This window comes from Nonomuraea sp. ATR24 (genome assembly GCF_041950485.1).
GTDB lineage: Bacteria > Actinomycetota > Actinomycetes > Streptosporangiales > Streptosporangiaceae > Nonomuraea > Nonomuraea ceibae.
The window spans coordinates 1-17,327 of record NZ_JBGNUU010000044.1 but is presented as its reverse complement, the minus strand read 5'-3'; the positions used below and the strand labels follow the sequence as shown (position 1 = coordinate 17,327).

The 17,327-nt window shown below is 71.5% G+C and carries 17 protein-coding genes; 3 read left to right on the top strand and 14 right to left on the bottom strand.

The annotated features are described in order from the left end of the window. Positions 1-129: 129 nt before the first annotated feature. The 5 genes from dapB to ACBI99_RS45640 all read right to left on the bottom strand — a co-directional run bounded on the left by dapB (position 130) and on the right by ACBI99_RS45640 (position 5,611). Positions 130-867: a 4-hydroxy-tetrahydrodipicolinate reductase gene (gene dapB / locus ACBI99_RS45660; protein WP_219503524.1), complete on the bottom strand. Its 738-nt coding sequence runs from the start codon at positions 865-867 to the stop codon at positions 130-132. 19 nt (positions 868-886) lie between these two features. Continuing rightward, positions 887-2,194, bottom strand: coding sequence for a pitrilysin family protein (locus ACBI99_RS45655; protein WP_219503613.1), 1,308 nt, complete (start codon positions 2,192-2,194; stop codon positions 887-889). Next, positions 2,194-4,524 (bottom strand): polyribonucleotide nucleotidyltransferase, encoded by a 2,331-nt coding sequence (locus ACBI99_RS45650; protein ID WP_219503528.1) that lies wholly within the window; start codon positions 4,522-4,524, stop codon positions 2,194-2,196. The genes ACBI99_RS45655 and ACBI99_RS45650 overlap by 1 nt, the downstream gene beginning before the upstream one ends. A gap of 276 nt (positions 4,525-4,800) precedes the next feature. Beyond that, positions 4,801-5,070 (bottom strand): 30S ribosomal protein S15, encoded by a 270-nt coding sequence (rpsO, locus tag ACBI99_RS45645; protein WP_049573881.1) that lies wholly within the window; start codon positions 5,068-5,070, stop codon positions 4,801-4,803. A 139-nt stretch (positions 5,071-5,209) separates the two neighbouring features. Continuing rightward, complete coding sequence (locus ACBI99_RS45640) at positions 5,210-5,611, bottom strand: VOC family protein (protein WP_219503530.1); 402 nt, start codon at positions 5,609-5,611, stop codon at positions 5,210-5,212. A 70-nt stretch (positions 5,612-5,681) separates the two neighbouring features. Between ACBI99_RS45640 and ACBI99_RS45635 the strand changes: the two genes are divergently transcribed. Further along, positions 5,682-6,257, top strand: coding sequence for a TetR/AcrR family transcriptional regulator (locus tag ACBI99_RS45635; protein WP_375075411.1), 576 nt, complete (start codon positions 5,682-5,684; stop codon positions 6,255-6,257). Positions 6,258-6,265: 8 nt separating this feature from the next. Here the strand turns inward: ACBI99_RS45635 and ACBI99_RS45630 are convergent, their stop codons facing one another. Further along, the gene (locus ACBI99_RS45630) at positions 6,266-7,192 is read right to left on the bottom strand and encodes a bifunctional riboflavin kinase/FAD synthetase (RefSeq protein ID WP_219503535.1); all 927 of its coding nucleotides are present in this window, start codon (positions 7,190-7,192) and stop codon (positions 6,266-6,268) included. Positions 7,193-7,277: 85 nt separating this feature from the next. Here ACBI99_RS45630 and ACBI99_RS45625 point away from each other — a divergent pair, with 85 nt between their 5' ends. After that, positions 7,278-8,297: a TRM11 family methyltransferase gene (locus tag ACBI99_RS45625; protein ID WP_219503537.1), complete on the top strand. Its 1,020-nt coding sequence runs from the start codon at positions 7,278-7,280 to the stop codon at positions 8,295-8,297. On the opposite strand, the gene truB is transcribed toward ACBI99_RS45625, so the two are convergent. From truB to rimP, 8 genes are all read right to left on the bottom strand, one after another. Continuing rightward, positions 8,294-9,166, bottom strand: a complete 873-nt coding sequence (gene truB / locus ACBI99_RS45620) for a tRNA pseudouridine(55) synthase TruB (protein WP_219503542.1) — start codon at positions 9,164-9,166, stop codon at positions 8,294-8,296. The two genes, ACBI99_RS45625 and truB, sit on opposite strands and share 4 nt — an antisense overlap. Further along, positions 9,166-10,209 carry a bifunctional oligoribonuclease/PAP phosphatase NrnA gene (locus ACBI99_RS45615; RefSeq protein WP_375075410.1) on the bottom strand — a complete coding sequence of 348 codons (1,044 nt, stop codon included), beginning with the start codon at positions 10,207-10,209 and terminating at the stop codon, positions 9,166-9,168. Before ACBI99_RS45615 ends, truB begins: the two co-directional genes overlap by 1 nt. Continuing rightward, positions 10,206-10,658: a 30S ribosome-binding factor RbfA gene (gene rbfA, locus ACBI99_RS45610; protein WP_219503564.1), complete on the bottom strand. Its 453-nt coding sequence runs from the start codon at positions 10,656-10,658 to the stop codon at positions 10,206-10,208. Before rbfA ends, ACBI99_RS45615 begins: the two co-directional genes overlap by 4 nt. A gap of 46 nt (positions 10,659-10,704) precedes the next feature. Beyond that, on the bottom strand, positions 10,705-11,001 hold the full coding sequence (locus ACBI99_RS45605; protein ID WP_219503616.1) for a DUF503 domain-containing protein: 297 nt from the start codon (positions 10,999-11,001) through the stop codon (positions 10,705-10,707). A 166-nt stretch (positions 11,002-11,167) separates the two neighbouring features. Further along, positions 11,168-14,272 (bottom strand): translation initiation factor IF-2, encoded by a 3,105-nt coding sequence (infB, locus tag ACBI99_RS45600; protein WP_375075409.1) that lies wholly within the window; start codon positions 14,270-14,272, stop codon positions 11,168-11,170. 126 nt (positions 14,273-14,398) lie between these two features. Then, positions 14,399-14,695 (bottom strand): YlxR family protein, encoded by a 297-nt coding sequence (locus ACBI99_RS45595; protein WP_219503585.1) that lies wholly within the window; start codon positions 14,693-14,695, stop codon positions 14,399-14,401. After that, the gene (gene nusA, locus ACBI99_RS45590; protein ID WP_375075408.1) at positions 14,679-15,683 is read right to left on the bottom strand and encodes a transcription termination factor NusA; all 1,005 of its coding nucleotides are present in this window, start codon (positions 15,681-15,683) and stop codon (positions 14,679-14,681) included. The genes ACBI99_RS45595 and nusA overlap by 17 nt, the downstream gene beginning before the upstream one ends. Positions 15,684-15,695: 12 nt before the next feature. Next, entirely contained in the window at positions 15,696-16,181 is a 486-nt protein-coding gene (gene rimP / locus ACBI99_RS45585) for a ribosome maturation factor RimP (protein ID WP_219503587.1), read from the bottom strand. 212 nt (positions 16,182-16,393) lie between these two features. On the opposite strand from rimP, the gene ACBI99_RS45580 reads away from it, so the two are divergent. Continuing rightward, the coding region (locus tag ACBI99_RS45580; protein WP_375075407.1) for a ferritin-like domain-containing protein at positions 16,394-17,327 on the top strand (934 nt) is incomplete at its 3' end.

Here is a 17,327-nt window from a genome sequence, read left to right as displayed (position 1 = left end):
ACCTGTTCCAACAGCGGAGCTCCTGTGGTGAGGATGTCTTGGAGTGACAGACCTCTTCTACAGCGGCTCCGCTGCTTTGTTCACCGGTCTTGACGAACAGCCCTCTCCCTTAACTGAACGGCGTTGCGTCTAGAGGTCGAGCAGGGGCTCCAGGCCGACGGTGAGGCCAGGGAGCTCGCGCACCCGGCGCACGCCGAGCAGCACGCCGGGGGCGAACGCGGAGCGGCTCATGGTGTCGTGGCGGATCGTGAGCGTCTCGCCGTCGCCGCCGAGCAGCACCTCCTGGTGGGCGATCAGCCCGGCCAGGCGCACCGCGTGCACCCTGACCCCGTCGACGTCGGCGCCGCGCGCGCCGTCGAGCTCGGTGGTGGTGGCGTCGGGCATGGCGGGGGACCCGGCCTTGGCGCGCGACTCGGCCACCAGCTCGGCGGTGCGCCGGGCGGTGCCCGACGGGGCGTCGGCCTTGCCGGGGTGGTGCAGCTCGACGATCTCGACCGACTCGAAGTGACGCGCCGCCTGGGCGGCGAAGTGCATCATGAGCACGGCGGCGATGCCGAAGTTGGGGGCGATGAGGCAGTTGGTGCCCGGGGAGGCGGCCAGCCAGCCGCGCACGGTGTCGAGCCGCCCGGCGTCGAACCCGGTGGTGCCCACCACCGGGTGCACGCCGTGCGCGATGGCCCACTCCAGGTTGCCCATGACCACGTCGGGATGGGTGAAGTCGACCACCACCTCCGCGCCGTCGAGGCCCTCGATGGGGTCGTCCTTGTCGAGCGCGGCCACCAGCTCCATGTCGGCGGCCGCCTCGACCGCCCTGCACACTTCGACGCCCACGCGGCCTCGCGCGCCGAGCACACCTACCCTGATCACGGGGTCAACCTTATACCGCTCAGGCGATCGCGCCGGAGAAGTCCTTGTCCCCGTACGGGCCGATGACGGCGAGCGTGAGCGGCCGGTTGAACACGTCGGCGGCCACGCCGGCGATCTCGTCGGCGGTGACGGCCTCGATGCGGGCGAGCACCTCGTCCACGGAGAGCAGTTCCTCGTAGACGAGCTCGTTCTTGCCGATGCGCGACATGCGCGAGCCGGTGTCCTCCAGGCCGAGCACGAGCCCGCCGCGCATCTGGCCCTTTCCGCGGACGATCTCGTCCTCGGTCAGGCCGTCGGCCACCACCCTGGCCACCTCGTCCCGGCAGATCTTGAGCACGTCGTCGATCTTCGACGGCAGGCAGCCGACGTAGATGCCGAACTGGCCGGTGTCGGCGTAGGCCGAGGTGTAGCTGTAGGCGGAGTAGGCCAGGCCGCGCTTCTCCCGGATCTCCTGGAACAGCCGCGACGACATGCCGCCGCCGAGCGCGGCGTTGAGCACGCCGAGCGCGAAGCGGCGGTCGTCGGTGCGCGACATGCCGGTGGTGCCGAGGACGAGGTTGGCCTGTTCGGTCGGCCGGTCGAGGACGCGGACGCCGGAGCGGGCCGGGGCGCCGGGGCCGCTGGTGCGCGGCGGAGCGTAGTCGACCGGGCCCGTCAGGGCGCCCGAGCGCTCGTAGGCCCGCATGACCAGCTCCACGACCTCCTCGTGGCGCACGTTGCCCGCCACCGAGACGACCGTGCGCAGCGGCCGGTAGTAGCGGTGGTAGTACTCGGCGATGCGGTCGCGGCCGAGCGCGTTGATCGACTCGACCGTGCCGAGGATGGGCCGCCCGATCGGCGAGTCGCCGTAGAGGGCGGCCGCGAACTGCTCGTGCACCACGTCGGACGGGTCGTCGTCGTGCATGGCGATCTCCTCCAGGATCACGCCCCGCTCCGACTCGACGTCGTCCTCGGTGACGAGCGAGCTGGTCACCACGTCGGCGAGCACGTCGACGGCGATCGGCAGATCCTCGTCGAGCACCCGCGCGTAGTAGCAGGTGTACTCCTTGGCGGTGAAGGCGTTGATCTCCCCGCCGATGCCCTCGACGGACGCCGAGATCTCCATGGCGTCACGGGTGGGCGTGCCCTTGAACAGCAGGTGTTCGAGGAAGTGGGTGGCCCCCATGTGCTCGGGGGCCTCATCACGCGAGCCGATGCCGACCCACATGCCGACCGCGACACTGCGCACGGTCGGCATGGTCTCGGTCACCACGCGCAGCCCACCGGGGAGGACGGTGCGCTTGACGACCCCGGCCCCGTCCCGGCCGGGATGCAGCGTGGTTGTGATCACGAGTTGCGGTCGTCCCCATCGTCGGCGCGGGGCGCGCGGACCCGGGTGCGGGTGCGGCGCGGACGCTCCTCGCGCGGCTTGTCGTCGCCTGCCGGGGCCGCGGCCTCGGGCTCGGCGTCGCCGCCGGCCTCGGCCTTGGCCTCCTTCTCGGCCGCCTCCTTCTCGATGACCTCGACGGGCACCAGGGAGAGCTTGCCGCGCTGGTCGATCTCGGCGATCTCCACCTGGATCTTCTCGCCGACGCTCATCACGTCCTCGACGTTCTCGATGCGCTTGCCGCCGTGCAGCTTGCGGATCTGCGAGACGTGCAGGAGGCCGTCCTTGCCGGGCATCAGCGAGATGAACGCGCCGAAGGCGGCGATCTTGACGACCGTGCCCAGGTAGCGCTCGCCGACCTCCGGCATGTGCGGGTTGGCGATGGCGTTGATCGCCGACCGGGCCGCCTCGGCCGAGGGGCCGTCGGTGGCGCCGATGTAGATCGTGCCGTCGTCCTCGATGGTGATCTCGGCGCCCGTGTCGTCCTGGATCTGGTTGATCATCTTGCCCTTCGGGCCGATGACCTCGCCGATCTTGTCCACCGGGACCTTGATCGTGATGATGCGCGGCGCCGTCGGGTTCATCTCCGCCGGGGAGGCGATGGCCTCCTGCATGACGTCGAGGATCGCCAGGCGGGCGCCCTTGGCCTGCTTGAGCGCGCCGGCCAGCACCGAGGCGGGGATGCCGTCGAGCTTGGTGTCGAGCTGGAGCGCGGTGATGACGTCGCGGGTGCCGGCGACCTTGAAGTCCATGTCGCCCATGGCGTCCTCGGCGCCGAGGATGTCGGTCAGCGTGACGTAGTCGTCACCCTCGCCGATCAGGCCCATCGCGATGCCCGCGACCATCTCCTTGAGCGGCACACCGGCGTCGAGCAGCGCCATCGTGGAGGCGCAGACCGAGCCCATCGAGGTGGAGCCGTTGGAGCCGAGCGCCTCGGAGACCTGGCGGATGGCGTACGGGAACTCCTCGCGCGAGGGGAGGACCGGGATGAGCGCCCGCTCGGCGAGCGCGCCGTGGCCGATCTCACGGCGCTTGGGCGAGCCCACGCGGCCGGTCTCACCGGTGGAGTAGGGCGGGAAGTTGTAGTTGTGCATGTAGCGCTTGGTCCGCTCGGGGTTGAGCGTGTCGATGACCTGCTCCATGCGCAGCATGTTCAGCGTGGTGATGCCCAGGATCTGGGTCTCGCCGCGCTCGAACAGGGCCGAGCCGTGCACCCGGGGCACCACGTGGACCTCGGCCGACAGGGCGCGGATGTCCTTGGTGCCGCGGCCGTCGATGCGGACGCCCTCGTTGATGACCCGCTCGCGCATGAGCTTCTTCATCGCCGAGCGGTAGGCGGCGGAGATCTCCTTCTCGCGGCCCTCGAACTCCGGCAGCAGCTTCTCGGCGGCGACCGCCTTGATGCGGTCGAGCTCGTTCTCGCGCTCCTGCTTGCCCGCGATGGTGAGGGCGGCGGCCAGCTCGGTCTTCACCGCGGCCTCGACCGCGGCGTAGACGTCCTCCTGGTAGTCGGGGAAGACCGGGTATTCGGCCGTCTCCTTGGCGGCGACCTGGGCGATGCGGCCCTGGGCCTCGCACAGCACCTTGATGAACGGCTTGGCGGCCTCCAGGCCCTCGGCGACCGTCTCCTCGGTGGGGGCGACGGCGCCGTCGGCGACCAGCTTGAGCGTGTCGCGGGTGGACTCGGCCTCGACCATCATGATCGCGACGTCGCCGTCGTCGAGCAGGCGGCCGGCCACGACCATGTCGAACGTGGCGCGCTCCAGCTCGGGGTGGGTCGGGAAGGCGACCCACTGGCCGTCGATCAGCGCGACGCGCACGCCGCCGATCGGGCCGGAGAAGGGCAGCCCGGCGAGCTGGGTGGACAGCGAGGCGGCGTTGATGGCGACCACGTCGTAGAGGTGCTCGGGGTTGAGCGCCATGATCGTCGCGACGACCTGGATCTCGTTGCGCAGGCCCTTGACGAACGAGGGGCGCAGCGGCCGGTCGATCAGGCGGCAGGTGAGGATGGCGTCCTCGGAGGGACGGCCCTCACGGCGGAAGAACGAGCCGGGGATGCGGCCCGCGGCGTACATGCGCTCCTCGACGTCGACCGTGAGCGGGAAGAAGTCGAGGTTTTCCTTGGGGTTCTTGGACGCGGTGGTCGCGGACAGGACCATCGTGTCGTTGTCGAGATAGGCGACGGCGCTGCCGGCCGCCTGACGCGCGAGCCTGCCGGTCTCGAACCGGACCGTGCGCGTGCCGAATGAGCCGTTGTCGATGACGGCTTCAGCAGTGTGGACACCCTCCACGGGGGACCTCCTTGGTCAGTCGGTCTCCCGCGCCCATTTCACCGGCACCCTCGTTAGGTGCAGCGCCGGTCTTCGATCGAAGCGCCCGGTCTTGGTTACCGGAAGCCACTACCGAGGACCGGCCCGCAGGCGTCGCGGGTCGCATGGTGCTGAGCGGACGCGGGGGCTCTCAGTGTCTCGGATATTCAGTTGTACGTCAGGCGCGTGCGGCGGTGCCGCTCGACGCGCCGGACCATATGAGAAGGGAGCGGCGAGGCACGCCGCTCCCTTTCCATGTTATCGGCGCAGGCCGAGCCGCTCGATGAGCGAACGGTAACGCGCGATGTCGACCTTCTGCAGGTACTTCAGCAGGCGACGACGGCGACCGACGAGCAGCAGCAGGCCACGACGGCTGTGGTGGTCGTGCTTGTGGGTCTTCAGGTGCTCGGTGAGCTCGCTGATGCGCTTGCTGAGCAGCGCGATCTGCACCTCGGGCGACCCGGTGTCACCGTCGACGGTCGCGTACTCCGCGATGATGGTCTTCTTGGCAGCGGTGTCGAGGGACACGGCTCTCCTTCTTCTACGGGCACGCGTGAATGAAACAGAAATGTTGCGAACGACCGTGCGTGCCTACAGTCGCCGCGCGAAGGCCGTCAGGGCAGCGCACAGCACCGCCGTTACAGAGCCGACATGCAAGGTTACCACCTCATGCGTACTGCGCGGCGTACTCCTCCGTCGGCTCGATGTTGGTGATCACGTCGATGAGCACGCCCGTGGGGTCGGCGACGATGAAGTGGCGCTGGCCGAAGTCCTCGCTGCGCAGCTCCAGCTCGGGCTTCAGGCCGCCGTCGAGGACGAGCCGCCGCCATTCGGCGTCGACGTCGGCGACCTCGAAGTTGAGCAGCACGCCGGCGGCCCTCTTCCGGTACGCCTCGGGCAGCGTCGGGTGCGTGTGGTCGAGCAACGCCAGCTCGTACGCGCCCCGGCGCAGGCTCACGTACCAGTCTGCCTCGAACGTCACCTCGAACCCGAACCGCTCGACGTAGAAGTCACGCGACTCGGCCACCTTGTCGGTGCAGATGACCGGATAGTAACTGCTGAGCTCCATGCCCAACTCCTTTCACATACCGATGGTACGCTAAATGGCATACCGGCGGTATGTCAAAGAGGAGCGCAGGATGACCAGGGCAGAGCAGCGCGAACGCACCAGGAAGACGCTGATCAGCGTGGCCAGGCGGCTGTTCGCCGGGCACGGCTACGCGGCGGTGGGGCTGGCCGAGATCGTGCGCGAGTCCGGCGTCACCAAGGGCGCCCTCTACCACCACTTCGACGGCAAGGCCGAGCTGTTCAGGGCCGTGCTGGAGGAGGTGCAGCAGGAGGTCGCGGCCCGGGTGGCGGCCGCCGCCGACGCCGAGTACGGCGCGTGGGCGCAGCTCAAGGCGGGCTGCGCCGCGTTCCTGGCGGCGGGCGCGGACCCCGAGGTGCAGCGCATCATGCTGGTCGACGGGCCCGCCGTGCTGGGCTGGAGCGAGTGGCGGGCGATGGACGAGGCCGCCTCGGCCCGCCACCTGGCCGAGGCGCTGACCGCGCTGATCGACGAGGGCGTGATCGCGCCCCAGCCGGTCGCCCCGCTGACCCACCTGCTGTCGGGGGCGATGAACGAGGCCGCGCTCTGGCTGGCCGGATCGGCGCGGCCCGGCGACCTGGCCGACACCCAGGCCGCGCTGTCGAGACTGCTCGACTCCCTGCGTTGAGGAGCGTGTTAGGAGGTCAGCCGCCTGGCCTCGTCGACGTCGGCGTGGATCTGCGCGACGAGCTCCTCGATCGAGTCGAAGCGGGTGTTGCCGCGCAGCCGCGCCGCGAACTCCACCGCCACGTGCACGCCGTACAGCTCCAGGTCGTCGCGGTCGAGCGCGTACGCCTCGACGGTGCGCGGCACTCCCTCGAACGTGGGGTTGGTGCCGACGGAGATGGCGGCGGGCCAGCGCTCGCCCTCGTAGAGGGCCGGCAGGTTGGCCACGGGCACGCACTCCAGCCAGCCGGCGTAGACGCCGTCGGCGGGGATGGCCGTCTGCGGCGGGGTCTCGACGTTGGCCGTCGGGAAGCCGAGCTGACGGCCGCGCTGGTAGCCGCGCACCACGACGCCCTCCACCCGGTGCGGGCGGCCCAGGTCGGCGGCGGCGCCCGCGACGTCGCCGTCGGCCACCCGCCTGCGGATCTCCGTCGAGGAGACCGCGTCGAGCAGCGGCACCTCCTCGACCGTGAAGTCGAACTTGTCGCCCAGCGCGCGCAGCACCTCGGCGTCACCGGCGGCGCGGTGGCCGAACGCGAAGTCCTCCCCCACCACGACCACGGCCGCGCGCAGGTCGTCGGCGAGCACCTCCTGGGCGAACTCGGCCGGGCTCAGCTCCGACATCTCCACCGTGAACCCGAGCACCCGCACCTCCTGCACGCCCAGCCCGGCCAGCAGGCCGGCCCGGCGGCGCGCCGCCGTCAGCCGCAGCGGCCGGTAGCCGGGCCGCACGACCTCCTCCGGATGCGGCTCGAACGTGAGCGCCACGGACCGCATCCCGCGCTCGCGGGCGATCTCCACGGCCCGCCCGGCCACCCGCTGGTGACCCCGGTGCACCCCGTCGAACACGCCGATCGTGACGACAGACCTCTCCGAATCCCGCACGCCCGGCCCCATTCGCTTCGTGGCGGATCAATCCCTGAACAAGCCTGCCATGCGCGGCCCCGTTACCCGCAATCGGGCGGGTACGATCGTCCCCACCATGCCTCAGTACGCCTTTCTCATCCTGCCTGCCTTCAACCGCGTCTACGGGGAGAGCGCGCCCCGGCTCACCCGCTCCGAGCTGGCGGTCTTCGCCGGACGGGCGCTGCCGGGCGGCGTCTCGGGCATCGAGGAGCGGCTGATCGGCGGCCTGCCCTACGTCACGTTCGAGACGGCCGGGCCGCTCGGCGCGGACGAGGTCGCGCGCCTGTCCAACCTGTCGTCGGTCTACGCGCTGTTCGAGCGGGAGGGCGAGCTGCTGCGCCCGCTGACGATGCGCCCGCTCGACCGGCTGAGCAGCGACCTGATCACGATCCAGAAGTACGCCGGCAAGACGAACGAGCACTTCACCAAGCTGCTGCTCAACGTCACGGCGCTGGCCACCGACTTCCCGATGGACGCCCGGCTGTCCGTGTTCGACCCGATGTGCGGGCGCGGCACGACGCTCAACCAGGCCCTCATGTACGGATATGACGCCTATGGCGTTGACGTTGACGCCAAGGACTTCGAGGCCTACTCCGGCTTCATCAAGAAGTGGCTGCGCGACAAGCGGCTCAAGCACACCGCCGAGACCGTCCCCGTCCGGCGCGAGCGCGCCCTGGTCGGGCGGCGGCTGCAGGTGACGTTCGGGCTCACCAAGGAGGCGTTCAAGGCGGGCGACACCCAGCACGTCACGGTAGTCAACGCCGACACCCTGCGCTCGCGCGAGTTCTTCAAGCCGGGCACGTTCCACCTCGTCGCCACCGACGCCCCCTACGGCGTGCAGCACGGCAGCAAGGGCGGCAGCGGGCTGTCCCGCAGCCCGCTGGAGCTGATCGCCAAGGCCGCGCCCGTCTGGGCCGGCCTGCTGCGCCCCGGCGGCGCCCTCGGCATCTCCTGGAACACCTACGGCGGCACCCGCGACGACCTCGCCGCGATCCTCGCCTCCGCCGGCCTCGACGTGGTCGCCTACCCCGACTTCGAGCACTGGGTCGACCAGGCGATCGTGCGCGACATCATGGTCGCCCGCAAACCCGCCTAGGAGACGAACACCGCGAGCGGCTTGGCCAGCCTGCCCTGCTCCTCCACCAACGCCAGCAGCTCCCCGTCGGGCCCGAACATGCCGATCGGCCCCTTGCCCAGGCCCGCCGCCGGCAGCCGGCCGCCGTGCCGCACCACGCGCGCCTCCTCGGGCGTCACGTCCCGGCGCGGGAACGCCGCCGCGACCGCCTCGCCGATCGGCAGCACCACGCACTCCTCCGTGAGCTGCTCGATCGTCCTGGCCCCGCTCAGGTCGTACGGGCCCACCCGGGTGCGGCGCAGCGCCGTCAGGTGGCCGCCGACGCCGAGCCCGGCGCCCAGGTCACGGGCCAGCGCCCGGATGTACGTGCCGGACGAGCAGCGGATCGTGGCGTCCACGTCCACCAGGTCGTCCTTCACCCGCACGTCGGTGACCTCGAAGCCGTGCACCGTCACCGGCCGCGCCTTCAGCTCCACGTCCTCGCCGGCGCGCGCCAGCTTGTAGGCGCGCTGCCCGTCCACCTTGATCGCGCTCACCTGGGGCGGGATCTGCATGATCTCCCCCGTGAGCGCGGCGACGCCCTCGTGGACGGCCTCCGGCGTCACGCCCGACGCCGAAGCCGTCGCCGTCACCAGCCCCTCGGCGTCGTCGGTGTTGGTGGTGACGCCCAGCCGGATCGTGGCCTCGTACACCTTCTCCGTCAGCGCCAGGTGCCCGAGCAGGCGGGTCGCCTTCTCCACGCCCACCACCAGCACGCCCGTCGCCATCGGGTCGAGCGTGCCCGCGTGGCCGACGCGGCGGGTGCCCGCCAGGCGGCGCAGCTTGGCCACCACGTCGTGCGACGTCCACTCGGCCGGCTTGTCCACGATGATCAGGCCACTTTCGGCCATCACGCCTCTCTCAGCAGTTCCCGGAACTTCGCCACGGTCTCCTCGACACTGTCGTGCGAGGTGAACCCTGCCGCGTTGTGATGACCGCCGCCGCCCAGCGCGGCGCAGACCGCCGCCACGTCGACGCGGCCCTTCGACCTCGTCGACACCTGCCAGGCGCCCTGGTCGTCCTCTTTCAGCACCGCCGCCACCTCCGCCTCGTCGGTGCGGCGGATCACGTCGATCAGCCCTTCGAGCTCGGAGTACGGCAGGCCGCGAGCAGCCCGGTCGACCCGGGTGACGTACGTCCACACCAGGCCGTCGTCGAGCACCACCCGGTCGAGCGCGGCGGCCATCACCTTGAGATAGCCGAACGGGGAGCGGTCCCACAGCTCCCTGGCGATCTCGTCGGTGTGCAGCCCGGTCGCCACCAGCCGCGCCGCCATCTCGTGCGCGGCGGGCGTCGTCGAGGAGTGACGGAACGACCCGGTGTCGGTCACCAGCCCCGTGTAGAGGCAGGTGGCGATGTCACGGTCGAGCGAGCCGCCCAAGCGGTAGATCAGCTGCTCGGCCAGCATCGCCGTCGCCGGGGCGCCCGGGTCGATCAGGTCGAGGGTGCCGAACCCGTCGTTGGACGGATGGTGGTCGACCACGATGAGCTGGTGCGCCCGCCTGACGCTCTCGCCGAGCAGCCCCAGCCGGGCGACCGACGGAGAGTCGAAGGTGATCATCAGCTCGGGCTCGGCCGGGTAGTCCGCCGGCGGCACCAGCATCTCCTGCCCCGGCACGAACCTCAGCAGCCTCGGCACCGTGAAGTCGTGGTCGCCGAACGAGGCCGCCACGCGCTTGCCCAACGACCGCAGCACGAAGCCCACCGCCAGCATGGACCCGAGCGCGTCACCGTCGGGCGACACGTGGCAGGCCAGCGCGATGTCCTCGGTCTGCGAGATGAGCTGGACGGCGCGCCGCCACGCCGACTCGGGCACCGGCGAGCTCGCCGGCTGCGCCGTGTCGGCGTAGACGCGGGGCGGGCGGTCCAGCCTGTCGCGCACGTCGGGTGTCACGCCGCGGGTCCCGCCTGCTCGTCGTCCTCCTCATCGGGCTTGCGATAGGGGTCGGCCTCGCCCGCGTAGGCGGCGCCCGCCGCCTTCGCCGCCACCTCGGCGTCCCGCGCCCGCGCCGCGTTGATCAGGTCGTCGAGCTGGCGGGCGCTGTCGGGCAGCGGGTCGTGCCGGAACGTGAGCGTCGGGGTGAAGCGGACGCCCGTCTGGCGGCCCACCTCGGAGCGGATGATGCCCTTGGCGCTCTCCAGCGCGGCCGCGCTGTCGGCACGCTCGGCGTCGGAGCCGAACACCGTGTAGAACACCGTCGCCTCACGCAGGTCGGCGGTGATCCGCGTGTCGGTCACGGTGACGAAGCCCAGGCGCGGGTCCTTGATCCGGCGCTCCAGCATCTCGGCGACGATCTGCTGGATGCGATCGGCGAGCTTGCGCGCTCGTGCGGCATCCACCATGTTCGCTCCCCCCTCACGCACGACGGGGCGGCCGTCGTGCTGTCGTTCACTCTTCGTCGTTGTAGAGCCGCTGCCTGGCCGACAGCAGCTCGATCTCGGGGCGGAAGGCCACCAGCCGCTCGCAGGAGTCCATCACCTCTTTGCAGTTACCCGCTGAGGCGGAGACCACCGCTATGCCGACCTCGGCCCTGCGGTGCAGGTCGTGATGGCCGGTCTCGGCCACGGCGACACCAGGAAAGCGCCGCTGGAGCTCGGCGACCAGAGGCCGCACGACAGATCGCTTCTGCTTCAGCGAATGCACGTCGCCGAGCAGGATGTCCAGGGTAAGGGCACCCACATACATCGTTGGCAAGCGCCGCTTGTGCTGGTGTCCTGAGCACGCCCGGCCTGGTGCGGCGGCAACCCTGCCCAGGCGTGCGGAAGGCGCCCCGCGGATGGTGCGCCGGGCGCCCGGCCCCGGGTGGGGGTCGGGCGCCGGGGGGTGGGGCCGCGGGGCCCCCGGCCACGGGTCAGGCCCGCGGCTTCTCCCGCATCTCGAACGTCTCGATGACGTCGTCGACCCTGATGTCGTTGTAGCCGACCCCGATGCCGCACTCGAAGCCCTCACGGACCTCGGTCGCGTCATCCTTGAAGCGGCGCAGCGACGACACGGTCAGGTTGTCCGCGACGACGACGCCGTCGCGGATGATCCGGGCCTTGCTGTTGCGCACGATCAGACCGGAGCGGACCAGCGAACCGGCGACGTTGCCGATCTTCGGCACCTTGAAGACCTCGCGGACTTCGGCGGTGCCCATCTGGACCTCTTCGAACTCGGGCTTGAGCATGCCCTTGAGGGCCGCCTCGATCTCCTCGATCGCCTGGTAGATGACCGAGTAGTAGCGGATGTCGACGCCCTCGCGCTCGGCCAGGTCGCGGGCCCGGGGCTCGGGCCGGACGTTGAAGCCGATGATGACCGCGTTGTCGTCGGCGACGGCCAGGTTGACGTCGTACTCGGTGATCGCGCCGACCGCGCGGTGCAGGACACGGAGCCTGACCTCGTCGCCGACGTCGATCTTGAGCAGGGCGTCTTCCAGGGCCTCCACCGAACCGGACACGTCACCCTTGATGATGAGCTTGAGCTCGTCGACACGACCCTTCTCAAGGTCGCTGAACAGCTCTTCGAGGGTGCGGCGACGGCTCGACTTGGCCATGTCGGCGCTGCGCTTGCGCGCCGCGCGCTGCTGGGCGATCTGCCGGGCCATCCGGTCGTCGGTGACCACGATGAAGTTGTCACCGGCGCTCGGCACCGCCGTCAGACCCATGACCAGGACCGGACGCGACGGCGTGGCCTCGTCGACCGCGTCGCCGTTGTCGTCGAGCATCGCCCGGACGCGGCCGAAGGCCTCGCCACAGACGATCGAGTCGCCGACGCGCAGCGTGCCGCGCTGGACCAGGACGGTCGCGACAGGGCCGCGGCCCTTGTCGAGGTGAGCCTCGATCGCGATGCCCTGAGCGTCCATCGTCGGGTTGGCCCGCAGGTCGAGCTCGGCGTCGGCGGTCAGCAGGATCGCCTCGAGCAGAGCCTCGATGCCGGTGCCGTTCTTCGCCGAGATGTCGACGAACATGGTCGAGCCACCGTACTCCTCGGCCACCAGGCCGTACTCGGTGAGCTGGGCACGGACCTTGTTCGGGTCGGCGCCCTCCTTGTCGACCTTGTTCACCGCGACCACGATCGGCACGTCGGCCGCCTGGGCGTGGTTGAGAGCCTCGATCGTCTGAGGCTTCACACCGTCGTCGGCCGCGACCACCAGCACCGCGATGTCGGTGGACTTGGCGCCTCGGGCACGCATGGCGGTGAACGCCTCGTGACCCGGGGTGTCGATGAAGGTGACCCGGCGCTCTTCGCCCTCGTGCTCGGTGGAGACCTGGTAGGCACCGATGTGCTGGGTGATGCCGCCGGCCTCGCGCGCCGCCACGTTGGTCTTGCGGATGGCGTCGAGCAGCTTCGTCTTACCGTGGTCGACGTGACCCATGACGGTCACGACCGGCGGACGCGGGGCCAGGTCGGCCTCGTCGCCCTCGTCCTCGCCGAACTCGATGTCGAAGGCCTCGAGAAGCTCGCGGTCCTCCTCCTCCGGGCTGACGACCTGGATGTTGTAGTCGAGCTCGGCGCCGAGGAGCTGCAGCGTCTCCTCGTTGACCGACTGGGTCGCCGTCACCATCTCGCCGAGGTGCAGCATGATCTGCACGAGCGAGGCGGGGTTGGCGCCGATGCGGTCGGCGAAGTCGGACAGCGAGGCGCCGCGCGGCAGCCTGATCGTCGCGCCGTTGCCACGGGCGACCTGCACACCGCCGATCGCCGGAGCCGACATGTTGTCGAACTCCTGGCGCCTCTGACGCTTGGACTTGCGGCCACGCGCCGGACGGCCACCGGGACGCCCGAAGGCTCCCGCCGTGCCGCCGCCACGACCACGGCCACCGCCGCCGGGACGACCGCCGAAGCCGCCGCCACCGGGACCGCCGGTGCCCGTGCGCTGACCGGTGCCGCCGCCACCCGGGCGACCGGCGAAACCGCCGCCGCCACCGGGACGACCGCCACCGCCGCCACCCGGACGGCCACCGCCGCCACCGGGACGGCCGCCGCCACCGCCACCGCCGCCCGGACGGCCACCGCCGCCGGGACCGGCAGGACGGCCCTGCGGCATCATCATCGGGTTGGGACGCGGCCCACCCGGACGCGGGCCACCGGCGCCGGGACCCGGACGCGGACCCGCCGCACCGGGCGGACCCGGACGGGGGCCGGGCGCCGGCCTGGCGTCGCCGCCCGCGCCGCGGTTCTGCGGCGGACGCGGGATCGCGCCGTCACGCGGCGGACCCTCACGACGCTCACGCGGGCCGCGGTCGCCGCCCTCACGGTTGCCGCCGGGACGCGGCGGACGGGACTGGCCCATGCCGCTGGCGTTCGACGAGAACGGGTTGTTGCCCGGACGCGGGCCACGCGGGCCCGGCTTGGGGCCGGGACCGGGGCGCGGGCCGCCACCGGCCGGAGCACCCGGACGCGGGGCCTGACCGCCGCCGCCACCACCGGACGGCGTGCCCGGACGCGGCGCCGGACCGGGCTTGGGACCCGGACGGGCGGCAGGGCCCGGACGCGGGCCCGGGGCCGGCGGACGGGTGCCGCTGTCGAAGCGCGCCTGCGGCGCGCCCGACGTCTCGCCGCGCGCGGCCTCAGGCGGCTCCTGCTGCTGCGGCGGCTGTTGCTGCTGCTGCTGGGGCATGGGAACCGACGGACGCGGCGTGCCGCCGCCCGCGGGACCCGGACGGGGACCCGGCTTGGGAGCCGGACCCGGACGCGGACCTGGAGCAGGCGCCTGCGGGGCGCCGTTGCCTGCCTGGCCGTCAGCCGGCCGAGGCGCAGCCTTCGGCGGCTGCGGCCTGTTGGACGACGAACCGCCGCCTCTGGAGGGCCCACCCTTCGATGCGCCCAGAGCTTCGGTGAGCCTGCGGACGACCGGCGCCTCGATGGTCGAGGACGCCGAACGGACGAACTCTCCCATTTCCTGGAGCTTGGCCATCACGACCTTGCTCTCTACGCCGAACTCCTTAGCGAGCTCGTATACCCGGACCTTCGCCACTGCACTCCCTTACTCGGCCCGGGAGGCTGGCTGTGCCGTCCGGACCGTCGCTACCTTGACGTCTTCATCGCCGCGTGCTCATCAGGCGCTCATAGCAATCTGACTCCGCCCCATCAACTCGGCGTCCTACATGACATGTGGTTCTCCTTCTAGGTGCGCCCGCACTCGCGAGACGTCAAGCGGCCCCAGCACGCGAAACGCGCGCGGGAACGCTCGGCGACGCTCGGCGAGCTCAAGACAGCTCACGGACAGGTGCAGCGATGCGCCCCGGCCGGGAAGCCGTCCTCGCAGGTCAGGGACCACCTGGTCCTCGACCCGCACCAAACGGAGCAGCTCGGACTTTGCCGTGCGAACCCTGCAGCCCACACAGGTGCGCTGTGGGGCCGCGTGGCAACCATATTCCAGCTTACCGTGTCGACGCATCTACGGAACCGGCGGCATCCTCGGCTTGGGTGTCGGGACGGATGTCGATCCGCCAGCCCGTCAGCCGCGCGGCCAGGCGGGCGTTCTGCCCCTCCTTGCCGATGGCCAGCGAGAGCTGGTAGTCGGGCACGATGACCCGCGCCACCCGTCCGTCGAGATCGAGAACCTCGACGTGGGAAACACGGGCGGGAGACAGGGCATTCCCCACGAACTCCCCCGGGTCCTCCGACCAGTCGATAATGTCGATCTTCTCGCCGTGCAGCTCGGTCATCACGTTGCGCACCCGCGACCCCATCGGGCCGATGCAGGCGCCCTTCGCGTTGACCCCCGGCTTGCGGGACCGTACAGCGATCTTGGTGCGGTGGCCGGCCTCTCGCGCCACCGCGGCGATCTCCACGGTGCCGTCGGCGATCTCCGGCACCTCCAGCGCGAACAGCTTCTTCACCAGGCCGGGATGCGTGCGCGACAGCGTGACCGACGGGCCCTTGTGGCCCTTCTTCACCTGCACCACGTAGGCGCGGATGCGCTCGCCGTGGCCGTACTCCTCACCCGGGACCTGCTCGTGCGCGGGCAGCACGGCCTCGATCTTGCCGAGGTCGACCAGCACCACGCGCGGGTCCTTGCCCTGCTGGATCACGCCCGAGACCAGCTCGCCCTCACGGCTGGCGAACTCGCCGAAGTTGATCTCGTCCTCGGCGTCACGCAGCTGCTGCAGGATGACCTGCTTGGCGGTGGTCGCCGCGATCCGGCTGAAGTTGCCAGGAGTGTCGTCGAACTCCCGGACGATCTCGCCGTCGTCGTCGGGCTCCGCCGCCCAGATCGTCACGTGACCGCTCGCGCGGTCGAGCTCGGCCCGCGCCTTGGGAGCCGCGCCGTCCGTGCGGAAGTACGCGATCAGCAGCGCGTCCTCGATCGCCTTGACGACCAGGTCGAAGGAGATGTCCTTCTCCCGCTCCAGGCTGCGCAGGACGCTCATGTCGATGTCCACGAGGCTTCCCCCTTAGCCTTCGTCGCCGTCGACGTCGTCGATCCGGCGGAACTCCACCTGCACCCTGCCCCGGGTGAGGTCCTGATAGTCGAGCCTGCGGCCGGCTCCATCGACGTCGAGGTCGACACCGCTGTCGTCGGCGGCCACGACCCTGCCCTCGACCACCGTGCCGTCGCGCAGCTCGGCCTTCACCAGCCGCTTGGCCGCCCGCCGCCAGTGGCGCGGCTCCGTCAGCGGCCGGTCGACGCCCGGCGAGGACACCTCGAGCGTGTAGGCCGACTGGCCCATGGTGTCGTCCTCGTCGAGGGCCGCGGACACCGCCTGGCTCACGTCGGCCACGTCGTCTAGGCTCACGCCGCCGTCACGGTCGACGACCACGCGCAGCAGCTTGCGCTTCCCGGCCTGCGTGACCGTCACGTCCTCGAGATCGAGGCCCTCCGCGCCGACCACGGGCTCCAGGAGCTTCATCAGGTGGTCGCGGGGTGATGCGCTGCCCATATCGACCTCCCCTATTGTCATGTCTCAGCCGGGCGGACCTCGCCCCTGGCTCTCCCGTCGTCTGGCCGCTCAGCCAGCGACGACAGTTGACACCCTATCTGTAGGAAGGGGCGGAGGAAGCGTCACTCGGCACGGCTCGCGCCTGACCGCGAGCGGGGGTACGAGCCCGTACGATGCTTTCTTGCGGTCCGTAACACTGGAGGTCCCTGCCCGTGCGCCAGCCACACCTCTCCCGGCGCACCGCGCTGGCGGCCGGAGCGGTCGTCCTGGCGCTCGCCGGGTGCAGCGCACCGCGCGAGGCCGGCCCGCCGTCGCAGGCGCCGGACACCCCTGACCAAGCGCTTGCCCGCGTGCTCATGGCCGAGAAGCAGCGGACGATCTCCCTGTACGCGGCGATGATCGCCAAGGGGTCCGCCAAGCTCGTCCCTTACCGGCAGCGCCACGAGGCCCACCTGGCCGAGCTCCGCCGCCGCTTCCCCGCCCTCCGCCCGGCCGCCCCGGCCACCACCGGGACCGCTTCGCCGGGCCCCACCGCTTCCTCTTCGGCCACGCCGACGCCGCCGAAGGTGACGCTGTCGCAGCTACGCGGCATCGAACGCAAGGCCGCCGCCGCCCGGCCCCGCCAGATCGCCGGCGTCACGCCGTCGCTCGCCCAGCTCGTCGCCAGCATCGGCGCCTGCGAGGCGCTCCACGCCCGCACCTCCGTCAAGGCCCCCGCCCCGCCGGCCGCCGCCGGCACCACCAGCGCCGCCGACCTCGGCAAGCTCCGCAAGGCGCTCGCCGCCGAGCACGCGGCGATCTTCGCGTACGGGGTGCTCGGCGCGCGCACCACCGGCCCCCTGCGCGCCCGCCTCGCCGGCAACTTCGACGCCCACCGCGAGCGGCGCGACGAGCTGCGCGTCCTCATCACCGCCCGCGGCGACCGGCCCGTCGAGCCCGAGGCCTCGTACGCCCTCCCGTCGGTTCCCTCCAGCGCCGCGGCCGCCACCCGGCTCGCCGGGCAGGTGGAGTCCGGCCTCATGGCCGCCTACCTGGAGCTGACGGCCGCCACGGACGCCGGCCTGCGCCAGTACGGGGCCACGGCCATGCAGGAGGCGGCGGCCCGCGCCCACGCCTTCACCCCGGGCATGACGCCCTTCCCCGGCC

Coding starts and splice junctions, on each gene's coding strand:
- ACBI99_RS45640 (WP_219503530.1), bottom strand. CDS start 5,611: ATGGAGCTCAGCAGTTACTATCCGGTCATCTGCACCGACAAGGTGGCC.
- ACBI99_RS45635 (WP_375075411.1), top strand. CDS start 5,682: ATGACCAGGGCAGAGCAGCGCGAACGCACCAGGAAGACGCTGATCAGC.
- ACBI99_RS45630 (WP_219503535.1), bottom strand. CDS start 7,192: ATGGGGCCGGGCGTGCGGGATTCGGAGAGGTCTGTCGTCACGATCGGC.
- ACBI99_RS45625 (WP_219503537.1), top strand. CDS start 7,278: ATGCCTCAGTACGCCTTTCTCATCCTGCCTGCCTTCAACCGCGTCTAC.
- truB (WP_219503542.1), bottom strand. CDS start 9,166: ATGGCCGAAAGTGGCCTGATCATCGTGGACAAGCCGGCCGAGTGGACG.
- rbfA (WP_219503564.1), bottom strand. CDS start 10,658: ATGGTGGATGCCGCACGAGCGCGCAAGCTCGCCGATCGCATCCAGCAG.
- ACBI99_RS45605 (WP_219503616.1), bottom strand. CDS start 11,001: ATGTATGTGGGTGCCCTTACCCTGGACATCCTGCTCGGCGACGTGCAT.
- ACBI99_RS45595 (WP_219503585.1), bottom strand. CDS start 14,695: ATGCGTCGACACGGTAAGCTGGAATATGGTTGCCACGCGGCCCCACAG.
- rimP (WP_219503587.1), bottom strand. CDS start 16,181: ATGGGCAGCGCATCACCCCGCGACCACCTGATGAAGCTCCTGGAGCCC.